Below are 19,211 nucleotides of genomic sequence, written 5' to 3' on the forward strand. Positions count from 1 at the left end.
ACGGGGGCACAGACAAGGACGGGGAGCCGGTCGGCTAGCACAGCTCGCCGGCCGGCTCCGTTTCTATCCCCGGCCCCTGCCCGGGGTGAGATCGAGGCGCCGCAGCAACTGCGCGTTGAGCGCGACGACGACTGTCGAGACCGACATCAGGATCGCACCGACGCTCATCGGCAGCACGAACCCGATCGGCGCCAGCACACCCGCCGCGAGCGGCACGGAGATCAGGTTGTACCCGGCCGCCCACCACAGGTTCTGCTTCATCTTCCGGTACGCGGCCCTGCTCAGCTCGATGACGGAGGTCACGGAGCGCGGGTCGGACGACGCGAGGATTACGCCCGCAGACGCGATCGCCACGTCGGTTCCGGCACCGATCGCGATGCCGACGTCCGCCGTCGCCAGGGCGGGGGCGTCGTTGACGCCGTCGCCCACCATCGCGACGGTGCGCCCCTCGGCCTGCAGCTCGGCGACCTTGGACGCCTTGTCCTCGGGCCTGACCCCGGCGAACACCCGGTCGATGCCGAGTTCGGCCGCCACCGCGTCTGCCACGTCCCGGGCGTCACCGGTGATCATGACGACGCTCATCCCGGCCGCGTGGAGGGCCTCGACGGCCTCGCGGGACTCGGGGCGGATGGCGTCGGCCACCTTCAGCGCGCCCACCACCCGGTCATCGGCCAGGACGTGGAGGATGGTCGCCCCCTCGCCGTTCCACTTCTCCGCCCCCACCAGCGCGGAAACGCCGGCCTCCTGCAGCAGGTACGGGCCGCCGACGGCGATGCGCCTGCCGTCGACCGTCGCGCGGACGCCGACGGCCGGGGAACTGGAGAATTCGGTGGCCGCCGGCAGCGTGAGGCCCCGGTCGGCCGCGGCCCGGGTGATCGCCCTGGCCAGGGGGTGTTCACTGTCGGCCTCGGCGGCCGCGGCCAGCGTGAGCACCCGCTCGTCGTCGAGCCCCTCCGCGCCGACGATGCCGGTGACGGCCGGCTCGCCCATGGTGAGCGTGCCGGTCTTGTCGAAGAGGACGGTGTCGACGGTGCGCATCTGCTCGAGCGCCAGCCTGTCCTTGACCAGAACGCCGCCGCGGGCGGCCCGCTCGGTGGCGATGGACACGACCAGCGGGATCGCCAGACCCAGCGCGTGGGGGCAGGCGATCACCAACACCGTGACCGTCCGCACGACGGCCTCGCCCGGCTCCCCCATGAGCGCCCAGACGATCGCCGTGATCACGGCCGCGCCGAGCGCGAACCAGAAGAGCAGCGCGGCGGCCTTGTCGGCGATCCGCTGGGCGCGGGAACTGGAGTTCTGGGCGTCGCTGACGAGGCGCCGGATCCCGGCCAGCGCGGTGTCGTCACCCGTGGCGGTGACCTCGACCCGCAGGCCGGAGTCGGTGGCGACCGTGCCGGCGACGACGTGGTCGCCGACGCCGCGACGCACGGGCTTCGACTCGCCGGTAATCATGGCCTCGTCGACGTGGGCGGCGCCGTCGACGATGCGGCCGTCCGCGGGGACGGAGGCGCCGGGCCGCACCAGGACGACGTCGCCGACGCGCAGGTCTCCCGGCGCGACGGTGACGACGGCGTCGCCGTCGACCCGCTCCGCCTCGTCCGGCAGCAGTGCGGCGAGGGAGTCGAGCGCGGAGGTCGTCTGCGCCAGCGAGCGCATCTCGATCCAGTGCCCGAGCAGCATGATGACGATCAGCAGCGCCAGCTCCCACCAGAAGTCGAGGTGGTGTGGCAGCACGCCCAGCGTCGCACCCCAGGAGGCGACGAAGGCGACGGTGATCGCCAGTCCGATCAGCAGCATCATGCCCGGCTTGCGGCGGCGCACCTCGTCGACGGCACCGGTCAGGAACGGCCTGCCGCCCCAGAGGTACATGACGGTACCGAGGACCGGCGAGACCCCGGTCAGCCAGCCAGCATCGGGGAGGTCGTAGCCCAGGAGGTCGGCGAACATCGGGTTGAGCCCGACGACGGGGACCGCCATGGCGAGCATGATCCAGAACAACCGCCGGAACTGGCCGACGTGGTCGCCGTGCCCCGCATGACCACTGTGCCCCGCGTGATCGCCCTGCCCGCATGACCACCGTGCCCCGCGTGATTGCCGTGCTCCGCGTGGGGATCGTGTTCGGCGTGCTCCGCGTGGCGCGCGTGCTCCGCGTGATGCGCGTGCCCCGGGGCGGGGGCGCCGGGAGCGTGCTGATGCATCCCGGCGCCGTCCGTCCCGTGATCCATGACGTGGTCTCGTTCTGCTTCCATACCGGAAGCCTATACCCCCCAGGGGTATTGAGCAAGGGTTCTTGGATCAGTGATTGAGCGCCTCCCCCGCCCCGGCCCCGGTCATCGACCGCATCTCCATCTCGATCGCGAGCTCGCCGTCGGCCGCCTTCTTGCTGGTGATCGTCCCCAGCCAGCCGGCGAGGAACGCCAGCGGCACCGACACCAGCGCCGGGTTCGTCAGAGGGAACCAGGCGAAGTTGACGCCCTCGCCGAGCATCGACGACGCGCTGCCCGAGATCGACGGGCTGAACACGATGAGCACGACCGAGCTGATCAGGCCCGTGTAGATGCTCCACACGGAGCCGCGGGTGGTGAAGCGGCGCCAGTACAGCGTGTAGAGGATCGACGGCAGGTTGGCCGACGCGGCGACGGCGAACGCGAGCGAGATCAGGAACGCGATGTTCTGGCCGTTGGCGAGGATGCCACCCAGGATGGCGAGGACGCCGATGACCACTGAGGTGATGCGGGCGACCTTCACCTCCTGCTCCGGGTCGGCCTTGCCGTCCTTGAGGATCGAGTTGTAGACGTCGTGCGCGAAGGATGCCGACGCCGTGATCGTCAGGCCGGCGACCACCGCGAGGATCGTCGCGAACGCGACACCCGAGATGATGCCCATGAACACCTCGCCGCCGAGGTGCAGGGCGAGCAGCGGCGCGGCCGAGTTGGCGGCGCCGGGCGCCTCGAGGATCGTCTGCTGGCCGACGAGCTTCGCCGCACCCATGCCGAGCACCAGGGTGATGAGGAAGAACGCGCCGACGAGCCCGATCGCCCACACCGCCGAGCGGCGGGCCTCCTTCGCCGTCGGGACGGTGTAGAAGCGCATCAGCACGTGGGGCAGGCCGGAGGGGCCCGCGACCAAGGCGATGGACAGCGACAGGAACGACAGCTTGGTGAACTCGGTCTTGCCGTACTGCTGCATGGGCTGCAGCACGTCGACGCCGGTGCCGGTCGCGGGGTCGAGGCCGGCCGCCTGCGCCGACGACAGGAGCGCGGACAGGTTGAACCCGCTGCCGAACAGCACCAGTGCCGCCATGATCGCGGCGCCGCTGACGAGCAGGACGGCCTTGATCATCTGCACCCAGGTGGTGCCCTTCATGCCGCCGATGAGCACGTAGGCCACCATCAGCGCGCCGACCAGCCCGATGACGACGCCCTGCATGGTGCGGTCGGACACGCCGAGCAGCAGCGCGACGAGACCGCCCGCGCCGGCCATCTGTGCCAGCAGGTAGACGAACGAGATGACGAGCGTCGAGGTAGCGGCGGCGGTGCGGACCGGCTTCTGGTTCATCCGGAAGCTCAGCACGTCGGCCATCGTGTACTTGCCGGTGTTGCGCAGCGGCTCGGCCACCAGGAACAGCGCGACGATCCAGGCCACGAAGAAGCCCACCGAGTAGAGGAGGCCGTCGTACCCGTAGAGGGCGATGGCGCCGGTCACGCCCAGGAAGGCGGCCGCGGACAGGTAGTCGCCGGTGATGGCCAGGCCGTTCTGCCTGCCGGAGAAGGCGCCGCCGCCGGTGTAGAAGTCGGATGCCTTGGACTTCTGGCGGGTGACGGCGATGACGATGCCGAGCGTCGCCGCGACGAAGATCGCGAAGACGGCGATGTTGATCGTGGGGTTCCCGTAGGACTCGAGCTGGATCATGCGGGCTCCTCCCCGACGAGACGGGCCTTGAGGTCGGCGGCGATGGGGTCGAGACGACGGGTGGCGTAGCGGACGTAGAGGGCAGTCCACACATACGTGACGGCGAACTGGGCGAGACCGAGCGTCATTCCGACGTTCAGGGATCCAAATAGCGGGGTTGCCATGGCGTCAGTGGCATAGATGGACAGCACCACGTAGACGAAATACGAAGTCAGCCCAGCAATGGTCATCGGGAAGGCGAATGAACGGAATGCGTGGCGCAGCTTTGCGTATTCCGGCGTCGCCGCGGCGGCGACGAACTCGCTCGTCGTCGGCTCCGCGGACGGGGTCTTCTGGCGCGGTTCCGGCTGGGCCGGGGTCGTAGTGGGCAGGTCGGACGGTGTCTTTGACTTGTCGGCCCGGGAATCGGGCTCGTGGTCACGTTCTTGCGTCATGGGGCGCTCCTCACGCGGCCTCCGGACCCCCATTGGCCCGGGTGCGATGACGATAAATTACGCGGCCTTCATCTCCAAATCGGCGCGGAATTAAACGAATCAATGGCAATTGGATCGCCACAATTCATCATCCGGGGGTCGCGGCCTCCTCGAGCGCATCGGCGTCGAGGATGCGGATTCCACGCCGTCCGACGAGTCCGATCGTTCCCGCCGCGGCCAGCGCCGCGAGGCGCCGGCTGAGTGTCTCGGGCGTCGTGCCCAGGTAGCGGGCGACCTCCTGCTTGGCCATGGGCAGCTCCACGTCGACGGCGCCGTCGACGAAGGTTCCGGGCAGGTCGAGCAGATAGGCCGCGACGCGGGCCGTGACGTCGCTGGAGGTGACCGCGGCGAGCAGCCGCTCGACGGAGGAGAGCCGGTCGGAGAGGGTGCGCAGCATCCGCTGGCTGATGTCGGGGTAGTCGCGGAGCAGGGCGGCCAGGTCGGCGTGGTCGAAGACACACATGCGGCTGTCCTCGAGGGCGACGACGAGGTCGCAGGGCCGATGCCCGGTGAGGAAGGCGCGCTCGCCGACGACGTCGCCGTCGGTGACGGTGCGCAGGATCTGCTCCTGACCGTTGAGGGACTCGTGGCTGACCTTGAGGCGGCCGCTGTGCATGACGAGGAGGCGGGAGGTGGGCTGGCCGGGCAGCTGGACGGTGTCGCCGCGGCTCACCTGCATGGGCCGCGCGAACTTGGCGACGCGCAGCTGCTCGGCGCGGGTGAGGCCGCGGAAGATCGGGACGCGGGTGACACACAGGTCGTCGTCTGCCATGGCCACGAGCCTACTGACCCCTCTGACCGCAACTTGATCCGCGTCAAGGAGTAATCGGACGCCGCTGCCTACTTTGGGGTCATCCACCGGGAATGACAACGAAAGGAACCCGAGATGTCCACCATCGACACCACCGCCACCCACACCACCCTCCGCGCCGAGGGCTTCTCCTGCCCGTCGTGCGTCGAGAAGATCGAGGCCCGCGTCGGCCGCATGGACGGCGTCAGCGCCGTCAAGGTCCACTTCGCGTCGGGCCGCATCGAGGTCGACCACGACCCGGCCCGCTCCTCCGTCGAGGATCTCGTCGCCGCCGTCGCCAAGGCCGGCTACACCGCCGCACCGTCGGCGTTCTGACACCCCCTCCCCCGCCCCGCTCGAGGCGGGCCTCCCAGAAAGGTCGATTGACATGACACGGTTCGCCAAGTGGTTCACGAAGAACCCCGTCCCGACCGTCTCCGGCGCGCTCATCCTGCTGTCGTTCGCGGTCGGTCGGATCGCAGGCGGGGCGGCGGACCTGACCCTCACGCCCCGCTGGTGGCTCGACGCCGGCGAACACGCCACAGACGCCGGCACGTTCACCATCAGCGGGGCGCTGATGATCGCGGCCGCGCTGGTCGCCGGGTACGGGATCGTCGTGAAGGCGGCCCGGGCGCTCGCCGTCCGGACCGTCGGGATCGACCTGCTCGTCTCGGTGGCCGCCATCGGCGCCATCGTGATCGGCAACTTCTGGGAGGCCGCGGCGGTGACGTTCCTGTTCGCCGTCGGACACGCCCTCGAGGCCGCCACCCTCAACAAGACACGTTCGGCGCTGGCCGCGCTGGTCGCCGTCGCCCCCGATTCGGCCGTCGTCCTCCGCGACGGCGAACAGGTCGAGATCCCCGCCGGCCAGGTCCGGATGGGCGAGACCGTGCTCGTCAAGAACGGGGCCAAGGTGCCGGTCGACGGCGACGTCGTCGGCGGGACCGGCGCCATCGACGAGGCCTCCATCACCGGCGAGTCGATCCCCGTCGAGAAGTCCGACGGCGACCGCGTGTTCGCCGGCACGGTCTCACGCGGCGGCTTCCTGCAGGTGCGGGCCACCGGCGTCGGGGCCGACACCACGCTCGCGCGGATCATCCACCGCGTCGAGGAGGCGCAGGACGCGAAGGCCCGCACGCAGGCGTTCATCGACCGGTTCTCCCGCTGGTACACGCCGGGCGTGATGGCGCTGGCGCTGGTCGCCGGGCTGATCTCCGGCGACATCGTCCTCGCCCTGACGCTGCTCGTCATCGGCTGCCCCGGCGCGCTCGTCATCTCGATCCCCGTGGCGATCGTCGCCGGCATCGGCCGCGCCGCCCGCTACGGGATCCTGATCAAGGGCGGCGAGTTCCTGGAGACGTCGGCCAAGATCACCGCCGTCGCCCTCGACAAGACGGGCACGCTGACGGAGGGCAGGCCCGAACTGACCGACATCGTCGTCCTCGACCCCGCGCACACCCGGACGGATGTGCTGCGCTGGGCAGCGGCCGCCGAGGCTGGCTCCGAGCACCCCCTCGCGCGCCCCATCCTCGAGACGGCCGCCGCCCACGGCGTCGCACCGCGCGGCATCCCTGCCGAAGTTCTCCCCGTACCCGGCAAGGGGATCGTCGCGACGGTCGACGGGGCGGTCGTGCTGGTCGGCAATCCCCCGCTGCTCGACCAGCACGGCCTGCCCGCCGACGCCGTCGAACGCGCCGCCGGGGCCGCCGCCGAGTTGGCCGCAGCCGGCCGCACGCCGATGATCGTCGCGGTCGACGGCGCGGTGATCGGCGTGGTCGCCGTCGCCGACCGGATCCGGACCGACGCCCGCGAGATGGTGACGCGCCTGCATGCGGCCGGCGTGAAGCGGGTGGTCATGCTGACCGGCGACGCCCGACCGGTCGCCGACGCCGTCTCCGCGGCGACGGGCATTGACGAGGTGCACGCGTCGCTCCTGCCCGAGGACAAGCTCGACGTCGTCGCCGATCTACAGCGCCGCGGCCACGTCGTGGCGATGGTGGGCGACGGCGTCAACGACGCCCCGGCCCTTGCCACGGCCGATATCGGCGTGGCGATGGGCGCGGCCGGCTCGGCGGTCGCCGTCGAGACCGCGGACATCGCGCTGATGGGCGACAACCTGCTCCGGCTGCCGGAGGCGATCGGCCTGGCGCGGCGGACGACGCGGGTGATGCGTCAGAACATCACGATCGCGCTGGTGACCGTGGCACTGCTGCTGGCGGGCGTGTTCGCGGGTGGCGTGACGATGTCGCTGGGGATGCTGGTGCACGAGGCGTCGGTGCTGATCGTGATCGTCAACGGGATGCGCCTGCTGCGGGGCGCGGCGGCGGGGCCGCGGGCGACCGCAGTCGCGGAGTCTCCTCAGCCGGCCGAAGCCGCCGCCGTCTGAGCGGCCACTGGCCTCAGCAGTCGACGTCGAGAGCGCGGCGCAGAAAGGTGCCCGTCGCCGGGAGGGTCCGTATTCCTCCCGGCGGCGGGCATTGAAACGTTTCTCGGGCACCGTAGAACACTTTCAGCCCCGACGCAAGGAGCAATCCACCATCGGCCGGAAATCTGGGAAAGGGCTTGCCCATGACCCGGCTCCGTGCGAGACTTCCACCAACCGCCCGACGGAATGCGCTTTCCGTCAAGCGGTGCTGGACGGGGCCGAGTCCGTACGAGCCCCTACACATGCGAAGTGGTTCCCGCGCCGTAGCGGGGGCCGTCGCTCCTTTGCCGATGCAGACAGAAGGAGAACCCGTGTCCGACCCGTCCGCGCGCTTCCAGCGCGCAGCCTCACCCCAGGCGCCACCGGCGCCACCCCACCGCCCCTTCGTGAGACGCGCCGTCGCCACCGCCGCGACCGCCGCCCTGTTCGGCACGATGATGTCCGTCTCCCCCGCCGCAGCCGATCCCATCCAGGCCAATGACGACGGCGCCTACCTGTTCGACTTCGGCACCGCGACCAGTCCCGTCGCCGACGGCTACACCCCGGTCCATCCCGGCACCGCGTACACCGCCGAGCAGGGCTACGGACTCGCGTCCGGCACCCCGACATCGCGCGACCGCACCGGCAGCACCACCCCCGCCGATCCCCTGGCCAACGACTGGGTCGGCGGCGGCACGTGGGAGTTCCTGGTCGACCTGCCCAACGGCGCCTACGACGTGACCGTCTCCAGCGGCGACCAGCTGGCCGGGACGTCCACCGTCAACACCGAGGTCACCCTCGAGGGAGTCTCCGCGGGACGGATCTCGGCCCGCCAGGCCGTCACCGTCCAGACCTACCGCACCGTCGTCGAGGACGGCCAGCTGTCGGCCACGTTCTCCGGCACCGGCGTCGCGGGCCTGGTCAACGGGCTCGCCATCGCGCCGCTGACACCGGCCGCCCCGGCCGACGTGACCGTCAGCCGCGTCGCCTGGAACGCCGTCGAACTCACCTGGGGCACCGTCGCCGAGGCAGCCACGTACTCCGTGCTGCGCGCCGACGTCGACGCCGCCGGCACCACCGGCGCCTTCAGCCCGCTCACCGACGGCCTCACGGGCACCTCGTTCGTCGACGAGACGGTGGCCGTCGGCGGGTCCTACGCCTACGCCGTCACCGCGGTCAGCGCCTACGACCGCCCGTCCGCCCCCAGCGCCGAGGCCCGCTCCGGCGAGATCCCGGCCCTGGCCGCGCCCGCCGCCCCGGCCGATCTCGCCGTGGCCGCCGTCACGGCGCAGGGCGTCGCGCTCACCTGGTCGGCCGTCGCCAACACCGACGACTACCTCGTCGAGCGGGCCGCTGCGGGCAGCAACGCCTTCCAGAGCGTCGCCACCGTCGCCACGCCCGGCCACACCGACACCGTCGACACCTCGCAGGCGTGGACCTACCGCGTCACGGCCCGCAACGCCGCAGGCGAGGCCGCCGCGACGGTCGTCTCGGCCGTCTACACCACCCCCGTGCCGCTGCCCGACGGCGACGTCATCACCTTCGACTTCGGCCCCGGCCAGCTCGCCGACGGCGCGCTGCCGGTGACCGCCGCCACCGGGTTCAACGCCGAGTGGGGCTACGGCTTCACCACCGCCCCGACGGCGGCCCCCGCCGACGTCGATCGCGGCACCGGCGACGCCCTGCGCAGCGACTTCGTCGCCGTCGCCGGGTCGCAGTTCGCCGTCCAGTTGGGCGCGGGCGACTACTCGGTGCGCCTGATCGCCGGCGACGAGCAGGCCGCCACGACCACCACCCTCACCGCGGAGGGCATCGCGAAGGTGCTCGCCAACCCGCAGGCGGCCGGCTCGTACCTCGACATGTCGTTCACGATCGCGCTGGTCGACGGCGCGCTCACGCTCGACTTCGCCGGTGACGCCGCCGCCCTCAACGGGCTCACCATCACCCGGCTCCCGGAGCGGGTCGCCGGTGCGTTGACCACCGTCTACATGACGGGTGACTCGACGGTGCAGACCTACGACGCGACGGCATACGCGCCGCAGGCCGGCTGGGGCCAGATGTTGGAGCGGTTCTTCGACGACGACATCGCCTTCGCCAACCACGCCATCGGCGGCCGCTCGTCGAAGAACTTCATCACGCAGGGCCGCCTCGACGAGGTGCTGCGGGCGATCCGCCCCGGCGACTACCTGTTCGTGCAGTTCGGCCACAACGACGCCACGCAGGGGGTCGACGACCGCTACGCCAGCCCCGCAGACTACAAGGAGTACCTGCGCACCTATGTGCAGGGCGCCCGCCAGCGCGGAGCGACGCCGGTGCTTGTCACGCCCGTGTCGCGGCGCAGCTTCGACGCGGCCACCGGCCTGTTCAACGTCAGCTTCCCCGAGTATGTGGCGAAGATGATCGAGCTGGCCGACGAGGAGGACGTGCTGCTGGTCGACCTGTCGGCCTCCAGCCGCGCCTACCTCAACGAGATCGGCCCGGAGGCCGCCAAGGCGGTGTTCCTGCACGTCGATCCGGGGATCTTCCCGAACCGGCCCAGCGGCACCGTCGACGACACGCACTTCCAGGAGTACGGCGCCATCCAGATGGCCCGCCTGATCGCGCAGGACGTCGCCGAGCTCGACGACCCGCTGGCCGAGGAGGTCGCCGACATCACGCCCCCGGCCGAGGTGCCGGTCGCGCCGCAGAACGTGGTCGCGGGCGCCATCTCCAACGGTGGGGCGACGCTGCAGTGGGATCCCTCCCCCACCGCCGACATCTACAAGATCTACCGTCAGGCCGTCGCCGATCCCGATACCGGGTGGGCGCTGGTCGGCATGGTGACGCAGACCTCCTCCATCGTGCAGGGGCTCGCCGAGGGCACCGCCTACCGGTACCGCGTCGTGGCCGTCAACGGCCGTGGCGAGTCGGAGGCGTCCGCAGTGGTGACCTTCACCACCAAGGAGGCCAAGTACAAGTTCGACATGCAGCTGGCGGGCAACCCGATCATGGCCGGCTACACCGAGGTGACGCCCGACCTGGGCTACACCGCGGAGCGCGGATTCGGCTGGGCGACCCCGCTCGCCGCGAACGCCGGCCGCGACCGTGGAGCCGCCGACGGCGCCACCGACCTGTCGCGTGACTTCGTCCTGCCGGGCGACGCGTCGACGTTCTCGCTGGACGTGCCCAACGGCACCTACTCCGTCAAGACGTACTCGGGTGACTGGATCGGTTCGACCCGCACCAGCTTCCGCGTCGAGGGCAAGGAGGCCGGCACCGGCAACGCCGGCCGTGGCGCCGTCAACGACACGCTGCGTGGCCCGTTCCTCGTCACCGATGGGCAGCTGAACGTCGAGGCGTACGGCGCCGCGGCAGGCACCCGCTTCAACGGCCTCGAGGTCACCCCGATCCTGCTCGGCCCCACCGGGCTCGAGCTGGTCGACGTCAACACCGACGCGGCTGCGCCGAGCGTGTCGCTGAGGTGGGACGACGAGGCCGGCCTCACCTGGCACGTGTACCGGAAGTCGCCGTTCGAGGCGAAGCCGGTGCTGATCGCCGCCATCGACGCACCCGCGTTCGTCGACGCGTCGGCCCGCCCGGGCCTCGACTACGAGTACCACGTCACCGCCGTCGACCAGACCGACCTGGAGTCGGTGCCGTCGGGCACCGTCACCGTCTCGTTCGTCGACGAGGACGCCACCGCCCCGTCCGCCCCCACGGGCCTGACGGTGGAGGCGCTCGAGGCGCGGATGATCGAGTTCTCCTGGTCGTCGACGCTGGACACCCTCTACTACCTGGTGTTCCGCTCCGAGAAGGCCGGCCAGCAGGGCGAGCTCATCGGCATCGCGCCGACGAACCGCTTCGTCGACACCGATGTGCTGACGACGATCCCGTACTTCTACACGGTGGTCGGCGTGAACGCCGGCGGCGCGGGCGCGCCGTCGGAGCAGCTCGAGACGGAGGCCCCGACCGTGCTGCAGCGCCAGGCCGAGTACCTCGACCGGGCCCCGCATGCGATGGCCACCGACGACGGCAACCTCGTCACCTGGCGTCTGCTGGGCACCGACCCGGCGTCGGTCGGGTTCCACGTCTACCGTGACGGCAAGCGCATCACCGACGAGCCGGTCACCGGGTCGACGAACCTGCTCGATGCCGACGGCGACGTCGACTCGACGTACTTCGTCACGAAGGTGCTGAGCGACGTCGAGACCACCGAGACCGAGCCGTTCGGCGTGCAGAGCAGCGCGTACCTGTCGCTGCCGCTGCAGAAGCCGGCCGACGCGTACACGAAGGACGGGCAGCCGTACAGCTACTCGGCCAACGACGTCTCCGTCGGCGATGTCGACGGCGACGGCCAGTACGAGTACTTCGTCAAGTGGTACCCGTCGAACGCGAAGGACAACTCGCAGTCCGGCTACACCGGCAACGTCTACATCGACGCCTACCGGCTCGACGGGACGCGCCTGTGGCGGGTCGACCTGGGCGTCAACGTCCGGGCCGGCGCGCACTACACCCATCACATGGTCTACGACTTCGACGGCGACGGTTCGGCGGAGATGATCGTCAAGACCGGCGACGGGACCATCGACGGTGTCGGGCAGCCGATCGGGAAGGCGTCCGCCGACCATCGCAACAGCTCCGGCTACGTGTTGACCGGGCCCGAGTACCTGACCGTCTTCGACGGCAGGACGGGGCGGGCGATCGACACGATCGACTACAACCCGTCCCGCGGTGACGTCGGCGCCTGGGGCGACGCGTACGGCAACCGGGTCGACCGGTTCCTCGCCGGCGTGGCGTACCTCGACGGCGAGACCCCGAGCGCGATCTTCAGCCGCGGGTACTACACGCGCGCCGTCGTCGCCACCTACGACTTCGATGGTTCGAAGCTGATCGAACGTTGGGTGGCCGACTCGAACGACGAGGGGCTCGAGGCGCTGTACGGCGAGGGCTACCACTCGTTGTCGGTGGCCGACGTCGACGGTGACAGCAAGGACGAGGTGATCTTCGGATCGGCCACGATCGACGACGACGGCTCGCTGCTGTACGCCACCGGCCTGGGCCATGGCGATGCGCTGCACGTGTCCGACTTCGACCCGAGCCGTCCCGGCCTGGAGGTGTTCGCCTCGCACGAGACGATGGGCGCCTCCGGCAACCGGGGCGCCACGTTCCGCGACGCCGACACCGGGGAGGTCCTCTGGGGCATTCCGGCGCAGGTGGACACCGGCCGTGGCGCCGCCGGCGACATCGACCCGCGTTACGCGGGGCCGAGGGCTGGGCCATCGGCGGCGACGCCGCGTGGAACTCCCGCGTCGGCTACCTGATGTCTGCCGACGGCCAGCGCATCGGGGAGAAGATCCCGGCGGCGAACTTCCTCGCCTGGTTCGACGGCGACGCGCTGCGGGAGATCGTCGACCACTCGTTCGACTCGGACGCCTACTGGGGCTACCCGACGGTGTCCAAGTGGAACTGGGAGACCGGCACCGAGGAGGTCATCCTGGCCGACGAGGGTGCCCGGTCGAACAACGGCACGAAGGGCACGCCCAACGTGCAGGCCGACCTGTTCGGCGACTGGCGCGAGGAGCTGGCGTACCGTTCGGCCGATTCGTCCGAGCTGCGCATCTACTCCACCACCGACGAGACCGATCTGCGGATCCCGACGCTCATGCACGACACCCAGTACCGGGTGGCCGTGGCGTGGCAGAACACCGGCTACAACCAGCCGCCGCACCCGTCGTTCTTCATCGGTGAGGGCATGGATCCCGCTCCCCTGCCGCAGATCGCGGTGACCGGGGCGCCGTCCGGCGAGGGTGACACGACGGCGCCGGTGGTGACCGGGGTTCCGGCCGACGGCACGCTGCTGGCGTCGACCGGCGCGTTCACCGTCGATGTGACGGCGACCGACGACGAGTCCGGGGTGCGCAGCCTCGACATCGCCTTCGACGGCCGTCCCGTCGCCAACGGCGAGACCATCGCCCTGGCCGACCTGGTCGGGACGCACACGTTCACCGTCAGGGCCGTCAACCACGACGGCCTGGTGACGGCGGTGTCGGTGCAGCTGCTGGTGTTCGACGACGAGGGCGCGACCAGGGCCCCCGGCCGCGGCACCCTGTCGAGCGATTCGGGCTGGGACAACGGGCTGCACGATGGCACGTTCACCATCTCGATGAACCTGTGGCACGGCGTCAACGGGTCGGTGTTCCGGCTCTACGAGAACGGCACGCTGATCTCGACGAAGCTGCTGGAGGCGAACTCGCCGAAGGCGCAGCTGACGACGGTCGACATCGCCGGCCGCGCCAACGGCACCTACGTCTACACGGGCGAACTGGTCAACGCCGCGGGCGTGACGAAGACGACGTCGACGACGGTGAAGGTGAGCAACGCGGCCCCGGCGGCGCCGGTGGTGTCGCACGACAACTGGGACAAGGACGGCAACTTCATCGTGACGGCCAACATGTGGTGGGGCACGAACGCCACCACGTACCGGCTGTACGAGAACGGGGTGCTGATCGACGAGCAGCCGCTCGTGGCTGCCACGCCGAACGCACAGAAGGCGAGCACGGCCATCGCGGGTAGGGCGTCGGGCACGTACGTGTACGTGGCTGAGTTCTCGAACGCGGCGGGTGCGACGTCATCGCAGGGGGTGAAGGTGACGGTGAAGTAGTAGGTGGAAGGTTGATGGCCCGGTGCGCTGAGAGGCGCGCCGGGCCATCGGCGTCTGGGTAGGTGCCTGACTAGCGTTCCGCACGAGGCTTGCTGGGGTATAGGAGGTCGCACCCAAAGGGTGGACGACCTGCGATGATCAAACCATGACCACACGCCGACGCGCTTCGCCAAGATACTGGGATGCCGGGCTACTCAAGCGCGGTGAGACATGGCACCACATTCGCGGCCTGCGAGCGTTGAGACCACCGCTAGTGACGGATGAGCGTGCACCGCTCTTCGGCGCAGCGCTGGAGCAGGCTGAGCAACAGTTCCGAGCGGCTGAGGGCGTCCCGTACGTCTCACGGCCGCTCAATCTGTTCTACGGCCTATCGCAAGCTGGTCGCGCCGTGGCAGCTGCTCGAACACCCGAAGGTGAGCAGTTCACGTTGGCCGGGCACGGGATCCGCCAGATCCGCGAGGATCCCAACAATGTCAACCCGAGCAACTTCCCCGACTTCCGCGCGAAGGACCAGCCCCGAGGTGCGTTCGTCCGCCTGGCCGAGGTTCTCGACTCAGCGTCCCTTCCGGAGGGCGGGACCATGGCAGAGCTGTGGCGCGGGCTCTACGAGCCGGTGCTGCACTACCCACTGATCGTCGATGATTCACCATGCATGATTGACGTGATGACGGAGCATCCGCCTGGGTCAGGGTTCGTCTACACGGCAAATATCAAGTACGAGGCCAGCGAGCTGGAGAACCTCAAGGCCGCATACCCGGATATCGCATTGGCTGCCGAAGTTCGACCATGTCGGACCATGCGTCATAACGACGGCAGCGAACTCCTGGCGCTCAATCCGGGCATTCCCCTACGCAGGTACCGCAACACTCCAGTTCTGATGCCGTCGATCGGCGGCCAGGCGAAGACGATGCACCCGCTCCTCGTCTGGTGGGCGATCTTGCACTCGTTATCCATGCTCGCCCGATATCAGCCGGTCGAGTGGACGGCCCTGCTCAAGATCGACCAGTCGCCCGTAGCCAACGCCATCGAGTACTTGCTTGACGTTGCTCTCGACTCAGTTCCCGAGGTCCTGTACGACACGCTGCGCGGGCTCTAGCGCAGGCGCATGGTAGGTGGGTGGCGGGACTGGCGGCAGGCGAGGGAGTCGCGCTGAGGTTCAGATCGTCAGTCTGGGGCCATACGGTACTTCTCGGAATCCCTCCGGCTCCGGAGACCACTCGCACCGCAGCAGGGAGATGCTCCCCTCTCAGCGGCTCAGGACCTTTGAGCGATCAGCGGCCTGTCAAGACCTCCTCGCAGTCAGACCGCGATGCCGTTCACGACGCTCCACTGGACTTGACCCCGCGTTGGCGGGGAGCACGATGAGACGGGCATCGTCGTCCCGGAAGGTGAGCGGATCATCCCCGCGTTGGCGGGGAGCACTCCTCGGGATAGATAGCGTGATCCGTGCCAGACGGGATCATCCCCGCGTTGGCGGGGAGCACTGCTGCGCGGTCTGCACGCGGGACGCGGCCGCCGGATCATCCCCGCGTTGGCGGGGAGCACTCGGTCTGATCACGATGACGTCGGCGGCTGCGCGGATCATCCCCGCGTTGGCGGGGAGCACTGACCATCGAAACCAAGTTCGGCCCCATCGAACGGATCATCCCCGCGTTGGCGGGAGCACGTCTTCGCAACGCCCATCAATGCCGTCATCCGCGGATCATCCCCGCGTTGGCGGGGAGCACGGTTCATCGACCGCGACTAACTAGGTTGGTGCGGGATCATCCCCGCGTTGGCGGGGAGCACGGCACGCCATGGATGTGCGGCGCCCAGTTGCCCGGATCATCCCCGCGTTGGCGGGGAGCACGGCGCCCTCCTGGACGACGACGCAACCCAGCTGGGATCATCCCCGCGTTGGCGGGGAGCACCTCGGCAGAGCCCGCGGTGACGAACCCACTCCCGGATCATCCCCGCGTTGGCGGGGAGCACTGCCACCGCCTCGATGGAGTCCTGGACGACGAGGGATCATCCCGCGTTGGCGGGGAGCACGTGCCCAGATTCGCGGCGGCGTGGATGTGCTGGGGATCATCCCCGCGTTGGCGGGGAGCACTTGCGGGCGATCCGCTGCTCCCGCTCGGCGACCGGATCATCCCCGCGTTGGCGGGGAGCACAGCCCGCGCGACCAGGAGAAGGCGCGCCGGCCCGGATCATCCCCGCGTTGGCGGGGAGCACGGCAATTCACTTTCTTGGGCCTCCAGCATTTCCGGATCATCCCCGCGTTGGCGGGGAGCACCTCGCAGCCTGGGCCCGCTACAACGAGAGCCAGGGATCATCCCCACGTTGGCGGGGAGCACACGGTCACCGTCAGGACGGTGCCGATCGCGCTGGGATCATCCCCGCGTTGGCGGGGAGCACCCCGGCCGTCATCAACCGCATCACGTCTCCCGAGGATCATCCCCGCGTTGGCGGGGAGCACGTGGCGAACTCGTCGGGCGATCTGAACTCGCTGGGATCATCCCCGCGTTGGCGGGGAGCACTGTCGAGGTTGGCGTCGGGCCCGCGCTGCGTCGGGATCATCCCCGCGTTGGCGGGGAGCACCCCGTCGCGGTGTCGCGGATCCAGTCCCACGCCGGATCATCCCCGCGTTGGCGGGGAGCACTTACAGATAGAGAGGAAGTTCCCATGATGAACAGGATCATCCCCGCGTTGGCGGGGAGCACGATGAGACTCTGCGACGTAGGCGCAACGGTGGCGGATCATCCCCGCGTTGGCGGGGAGCACGCGGTCGGCAGCGTGTCGGTCCAGATCCAGGTGGGATCATCCCCGCGTTGGCGGGGAGCACCAACGAGGAGATCACGCGATGAGCACCGACATCGGATCATCCCCGCGTTGGCGGGGAGCACAGATCCAGGGTCCGCGCGTTGTCCTTGCCGCCCGGATCATCCCGCGTTGGCGGGGAGCACGCGAAGCCGCTCGGGTTGGTCACCGGGAAGACGGGATCATCCCCGCGTTGGCGGGGAGCACCCCGCATCCTCGACCACCTCGACGCTCAACGGAGGATCATCCCCGCGTTGGCGGGGAGCACTTTACGGAGCTGACGGCGCGCGAGGCGCTGGAAGCTGACGGCGCGCGAGGCGCTGGAAGGATCATCCCCGCGTTGGCGGGCAGCACCCGCGCTCGCAGCCGGAGGTGTCGGGAAACTGGGGATCATCCCCGCGTTGGCGGGGAGCACGCGTTAAGCGTAGGCCGGTCAATGAACCCAGCGGGATCATCCCCGCGTTGGCGGGGAGCACCGAGTCCACGACGTCTTCACGCGCCGGACGTACGGATCATCCCCGCGTTGGCGGGGAGCACGGTCGTGAACATTCCGACGGGCAGGGCCACCGTCGGATCATCCCCGCGTTGGCGGGGAGCACCCGCTGGGCACGCAGGCTACCGGCGATGTGGCGGGATCATCCCCGCGTTGGCGGGGAGCACCTGCGCCTGTCGCGGGATGCCAACGGGCAGTACGGATCATCCCCGCGTTGGCGGGGAGCACACGAGGACTACCAGCTGGGCATCCTTCGCGAGGGGATCATCCCCGCGTTGGCGGGGAGCACGGATGTTGTGCCCGCGTTCGAGATTGCGGTGAAGGATCATCCCCGCGTTGGCGGGGAGCACGACTGGCGCGTGACGGTCAGGTCCCAGGGGGTGGGATCATCCCCGCGTTGGCGGGGAGCACACCGCGACGACCTCGACGCTGTAGCTGGCGCCGGGATCATCCCCGCGTTGGCGGGGAGCACCTCGACCTGCGCCTACCCGAGTGGGTCCAGGACGGATCATCCCGCGTTGGCGGGAGCACCGCGTGCAAAGTTCTGGCCCACCGCTTGGCCGCGGATCATCCCGCGTTGGCGGGGAGCACAAAGCAGACTGCCGCGCATCGCTGACGCGATGCGGATCATCCCGCGTTGGCGGGGAGCACCCGATGAGGGGCGATCCGGTGGCGACGGAGGCCGGATCATCCCCGCGTTGGCGGGGAGCACATCAGGTTGAGCCAGAGCCCGATTTTGCGGGGCGGATCATCCCGCGTTGGCGGGGAGCACACTACGCCACCGGCGGCATCCGGGAGCGGCATGGGATCATCCCGCGTTGGCGGGGAGCACGTAAGGACGCGGTCACGGCTGCGCAGCGTGAGCGGATCATCCCCGCGTTGGCGGGGAGCACGTGGGCAGGGGAGGAAAAATCATCATCTACTCCGGATCATCCCCGCGTTGGCGGGGAGCACGGACGAGTTGGACGTGACGCCGGTGACGACGAAGGATCATCCCCGCGTTGGCGGGGAGCACGCGGGCCGTGGCTTCTCGGGCGATCTGATTCTTGGATCATCCCCGCGTTGGCGGGGAGCACGGCGTAACCGTGTCACGCTCCCAATCCATGCAGGGATCATCCCCGCGTTGGCGGGGAGCACACCTGGCTACTACCATTTTCGGGCTGGGTGTTAGGATCATCCCCGCGTTGGCGGGGAGCACCCATCGGACGTTACCGACCACATAGAGGGAGGGGGATCATCCCCGCGTTGGCGGGGAGCACGGCCCGGTGTACTCGCCGTCGTAGATGCCGTGCGGATCATCCCGCGTTGGCGGGGAGCACGTCACCTCCTGCGGCCCGGAGATCAGTTTGCCGGGATCATCCCCGCGTTGGCGGGGAGCACGTCACCTCCTGCGGCCCGGAGATCAGTTTGCCGGGATCATCCCGCGTTGGCGGGGAGCACGGACGTATGCGGCAACTGTTGGCGGGATTGTGAGGATCATCCCCGCGTTGGCGGGGAGCACCAGCAATCCGCGACACGTCCGCATCAGACAGGGGGATCATCCCCGCGTTGGCGGGGAGCACCCGCCAGGCACGATGGCGGCGCCGCTCGGGCCCGGATCATCCCCGCGTTGGCGGGGAGCACTCACCGACCGCCGACGTCATGATCGCCACAACAGGATCATCCCCGCGTTGGCGGGGAGCACGCACCGACTCAGC

7 protein-coding genes, 1 pseudogene and 5 CRISPR repeat arrays are annotated in these 19,211 nt (G+C 69.8%); of the genes and pseudogenes, 4 read left to right on the forward strand and 4 right to left on the reverse strand.

Going from position 1 to position 19,211, the window contains the following annotated elements; translation table 11 throughout:
* Nucleotides 1-63: 63 nt before the first annotated feature.
* The 4 genes from H9L22_RS10370 to H9L22_RS10385 all read right to left on the reverse strand — a co-directional run bounded on the left by H9L22_RS10370 (nt 64) and on the right by H9L22_RS10385 (nt 5,160).
* Nucleotides 64-1,980, reverse strand: coding sequence for a heavy metal translocating P-type ATPase (locus tag H9L22_RS10370; RefSeq protein ID WP_320060538.1), 1,917 nt, complete (start codon nt 1,978-1,980; stop codon nt 64-66).
* 318 nt (nt 1,981-2,298) lie between these two features.
* A complete protein-coding gene (locus H9L22_RS10375; RefSeq protein ID WP_187719848.1) occupies nt 2,299-3,915 on the reverse strand; it encodes a solute symporter family protein in 1,617 nt (538 codons plus the stop codon).
* Entirely contained in the window at nt 3,912-4,349 is a 438-nt protein-coding gene (locus H9L22_RS10380) for a DUF485 domain-containing protein (RefSeq protein ID WP_187719849.1), read from the reverse strand. Before H9L22_RS10380 ends, H9L22_RS10375 begins: the two co-directional genes overlap by 4 nt.
* A gap of 127 nt (nt 4,350-4,476) precedes the next feature.
* A complete protein-coding gene (locus tag H9L22_RS10385; protein WP_187719850.1) occupies nt 4,477-5,160 on the reverse strand; it encodes a Crp/Fnr family transcriptional regulator in 684 nt (227 codons plus the stop codon).
* A gap of 114 nt (nt 5,161-5,274) precedes the next feature.
* Between H9L22_RS10385 and H9L22_RS10390 the strand changes: the two genes are divergently transcribed.
* From H9L22_RS10390 to H9L22_RS10405, 4 genes and pseudogenes are all read left to right on the forward strand, one after another.
* Nucleotides 5,275-5,514: a heavy-metal-associated domain-containing protein gene (locus H9L22_RS10390; protein ID WP_187719851.1), complete on the forward strand. Its 240-nt coding sequence runs from the start codon at nt 5,275-5,277 to the stop codon at nt 5,512-5,514.
* Nucleotides 5,515-5,566: 52 nt separating this feature from the next.
* On the forward strand, nt 5,567-7,564 hold the full coding sequence (locus H9L22_RS10395) for a heavy metal translocating P-type ATPase (RefSeq protein ID WP_187719852.1): 1,998 nt from the start codon (nt 5,567-5,569) through the stop codon (nt 7,562-7,564).
* A gap of 476 nt (nt 7,565-8,040) precedes the next feature.
* Nucleotides 8,041-14,222, forward strand: a pseudogene (locus H9L22_RS10400) (rhamnogalacturonan lyase family protein).
* 253 nt (nt 14,223-14,475) lie between these two features.
* Nucleotides 14,476-15,318, forward strand: a complete 843-nt coding sequence (locus H9L22_RS10405) for a YaaC family protein (protein WP_187719853.1) — start codon at nt 14,476-14,478, stop codon at nt 15,316-15,318.
* 236 nt (nt 15,319-15,554) lie between these two features.
* Nucleotides 15,555-15,829: a CRISPR direct-repeat array (repeat unit 28 nt; unit sequence GGATCATCCCCGCGTTGGCGGGGAGCAC).
* 92 nt (nt 15,830-15,921) lie between these two features.
* Nucleotides 15,922-16,194: a CRISPR direct-repeat array (repeat unit 28 nt; unit sequence GGATCATCCCCGCGTTGGCGGGGAGCAC).
* Nucleotides 16,195-16,286: 92 nt separating this feature from the next.
* Nucleotides 16,287-17,108: direct repeats of the CRISPR family, unit length 28 nt; unit sequence GGATCATCCCCGCGTTGGCGGGGAGCAC.
* 92 nt (nt 17,109-17,200) lie between these two features.
* A CRISPR array of direct repeats spans nt 17,201-17,987; the repeat unit is 28 nt; unit sequence GGATCATCCCCGCGTTGGCGGGGAGCAC.
* A 392-nt stretch (nt 17,988-18,379) separates the two neighbouring features.
* A CRISPR array of direct repeats spans nt 18,380-18,774; the repeat unit is 28 nt; unit sequence GGATCATCCCCGCGTTGGCGGGGAGCAC.
* Nucleotides 18,775-19,211: the final 437 nt, after the last annotated feature.

The organism is Tessaracoccus defluvii, assembly GCF_014489575.1.
In the GTDB taxonomy this organism is placed as follows: Bacteria; Actinomycetota; Actinomycetes; order Propionibacteriales; family Propionibacteriaceae; genus Arachnia; species Arachnia defluvii.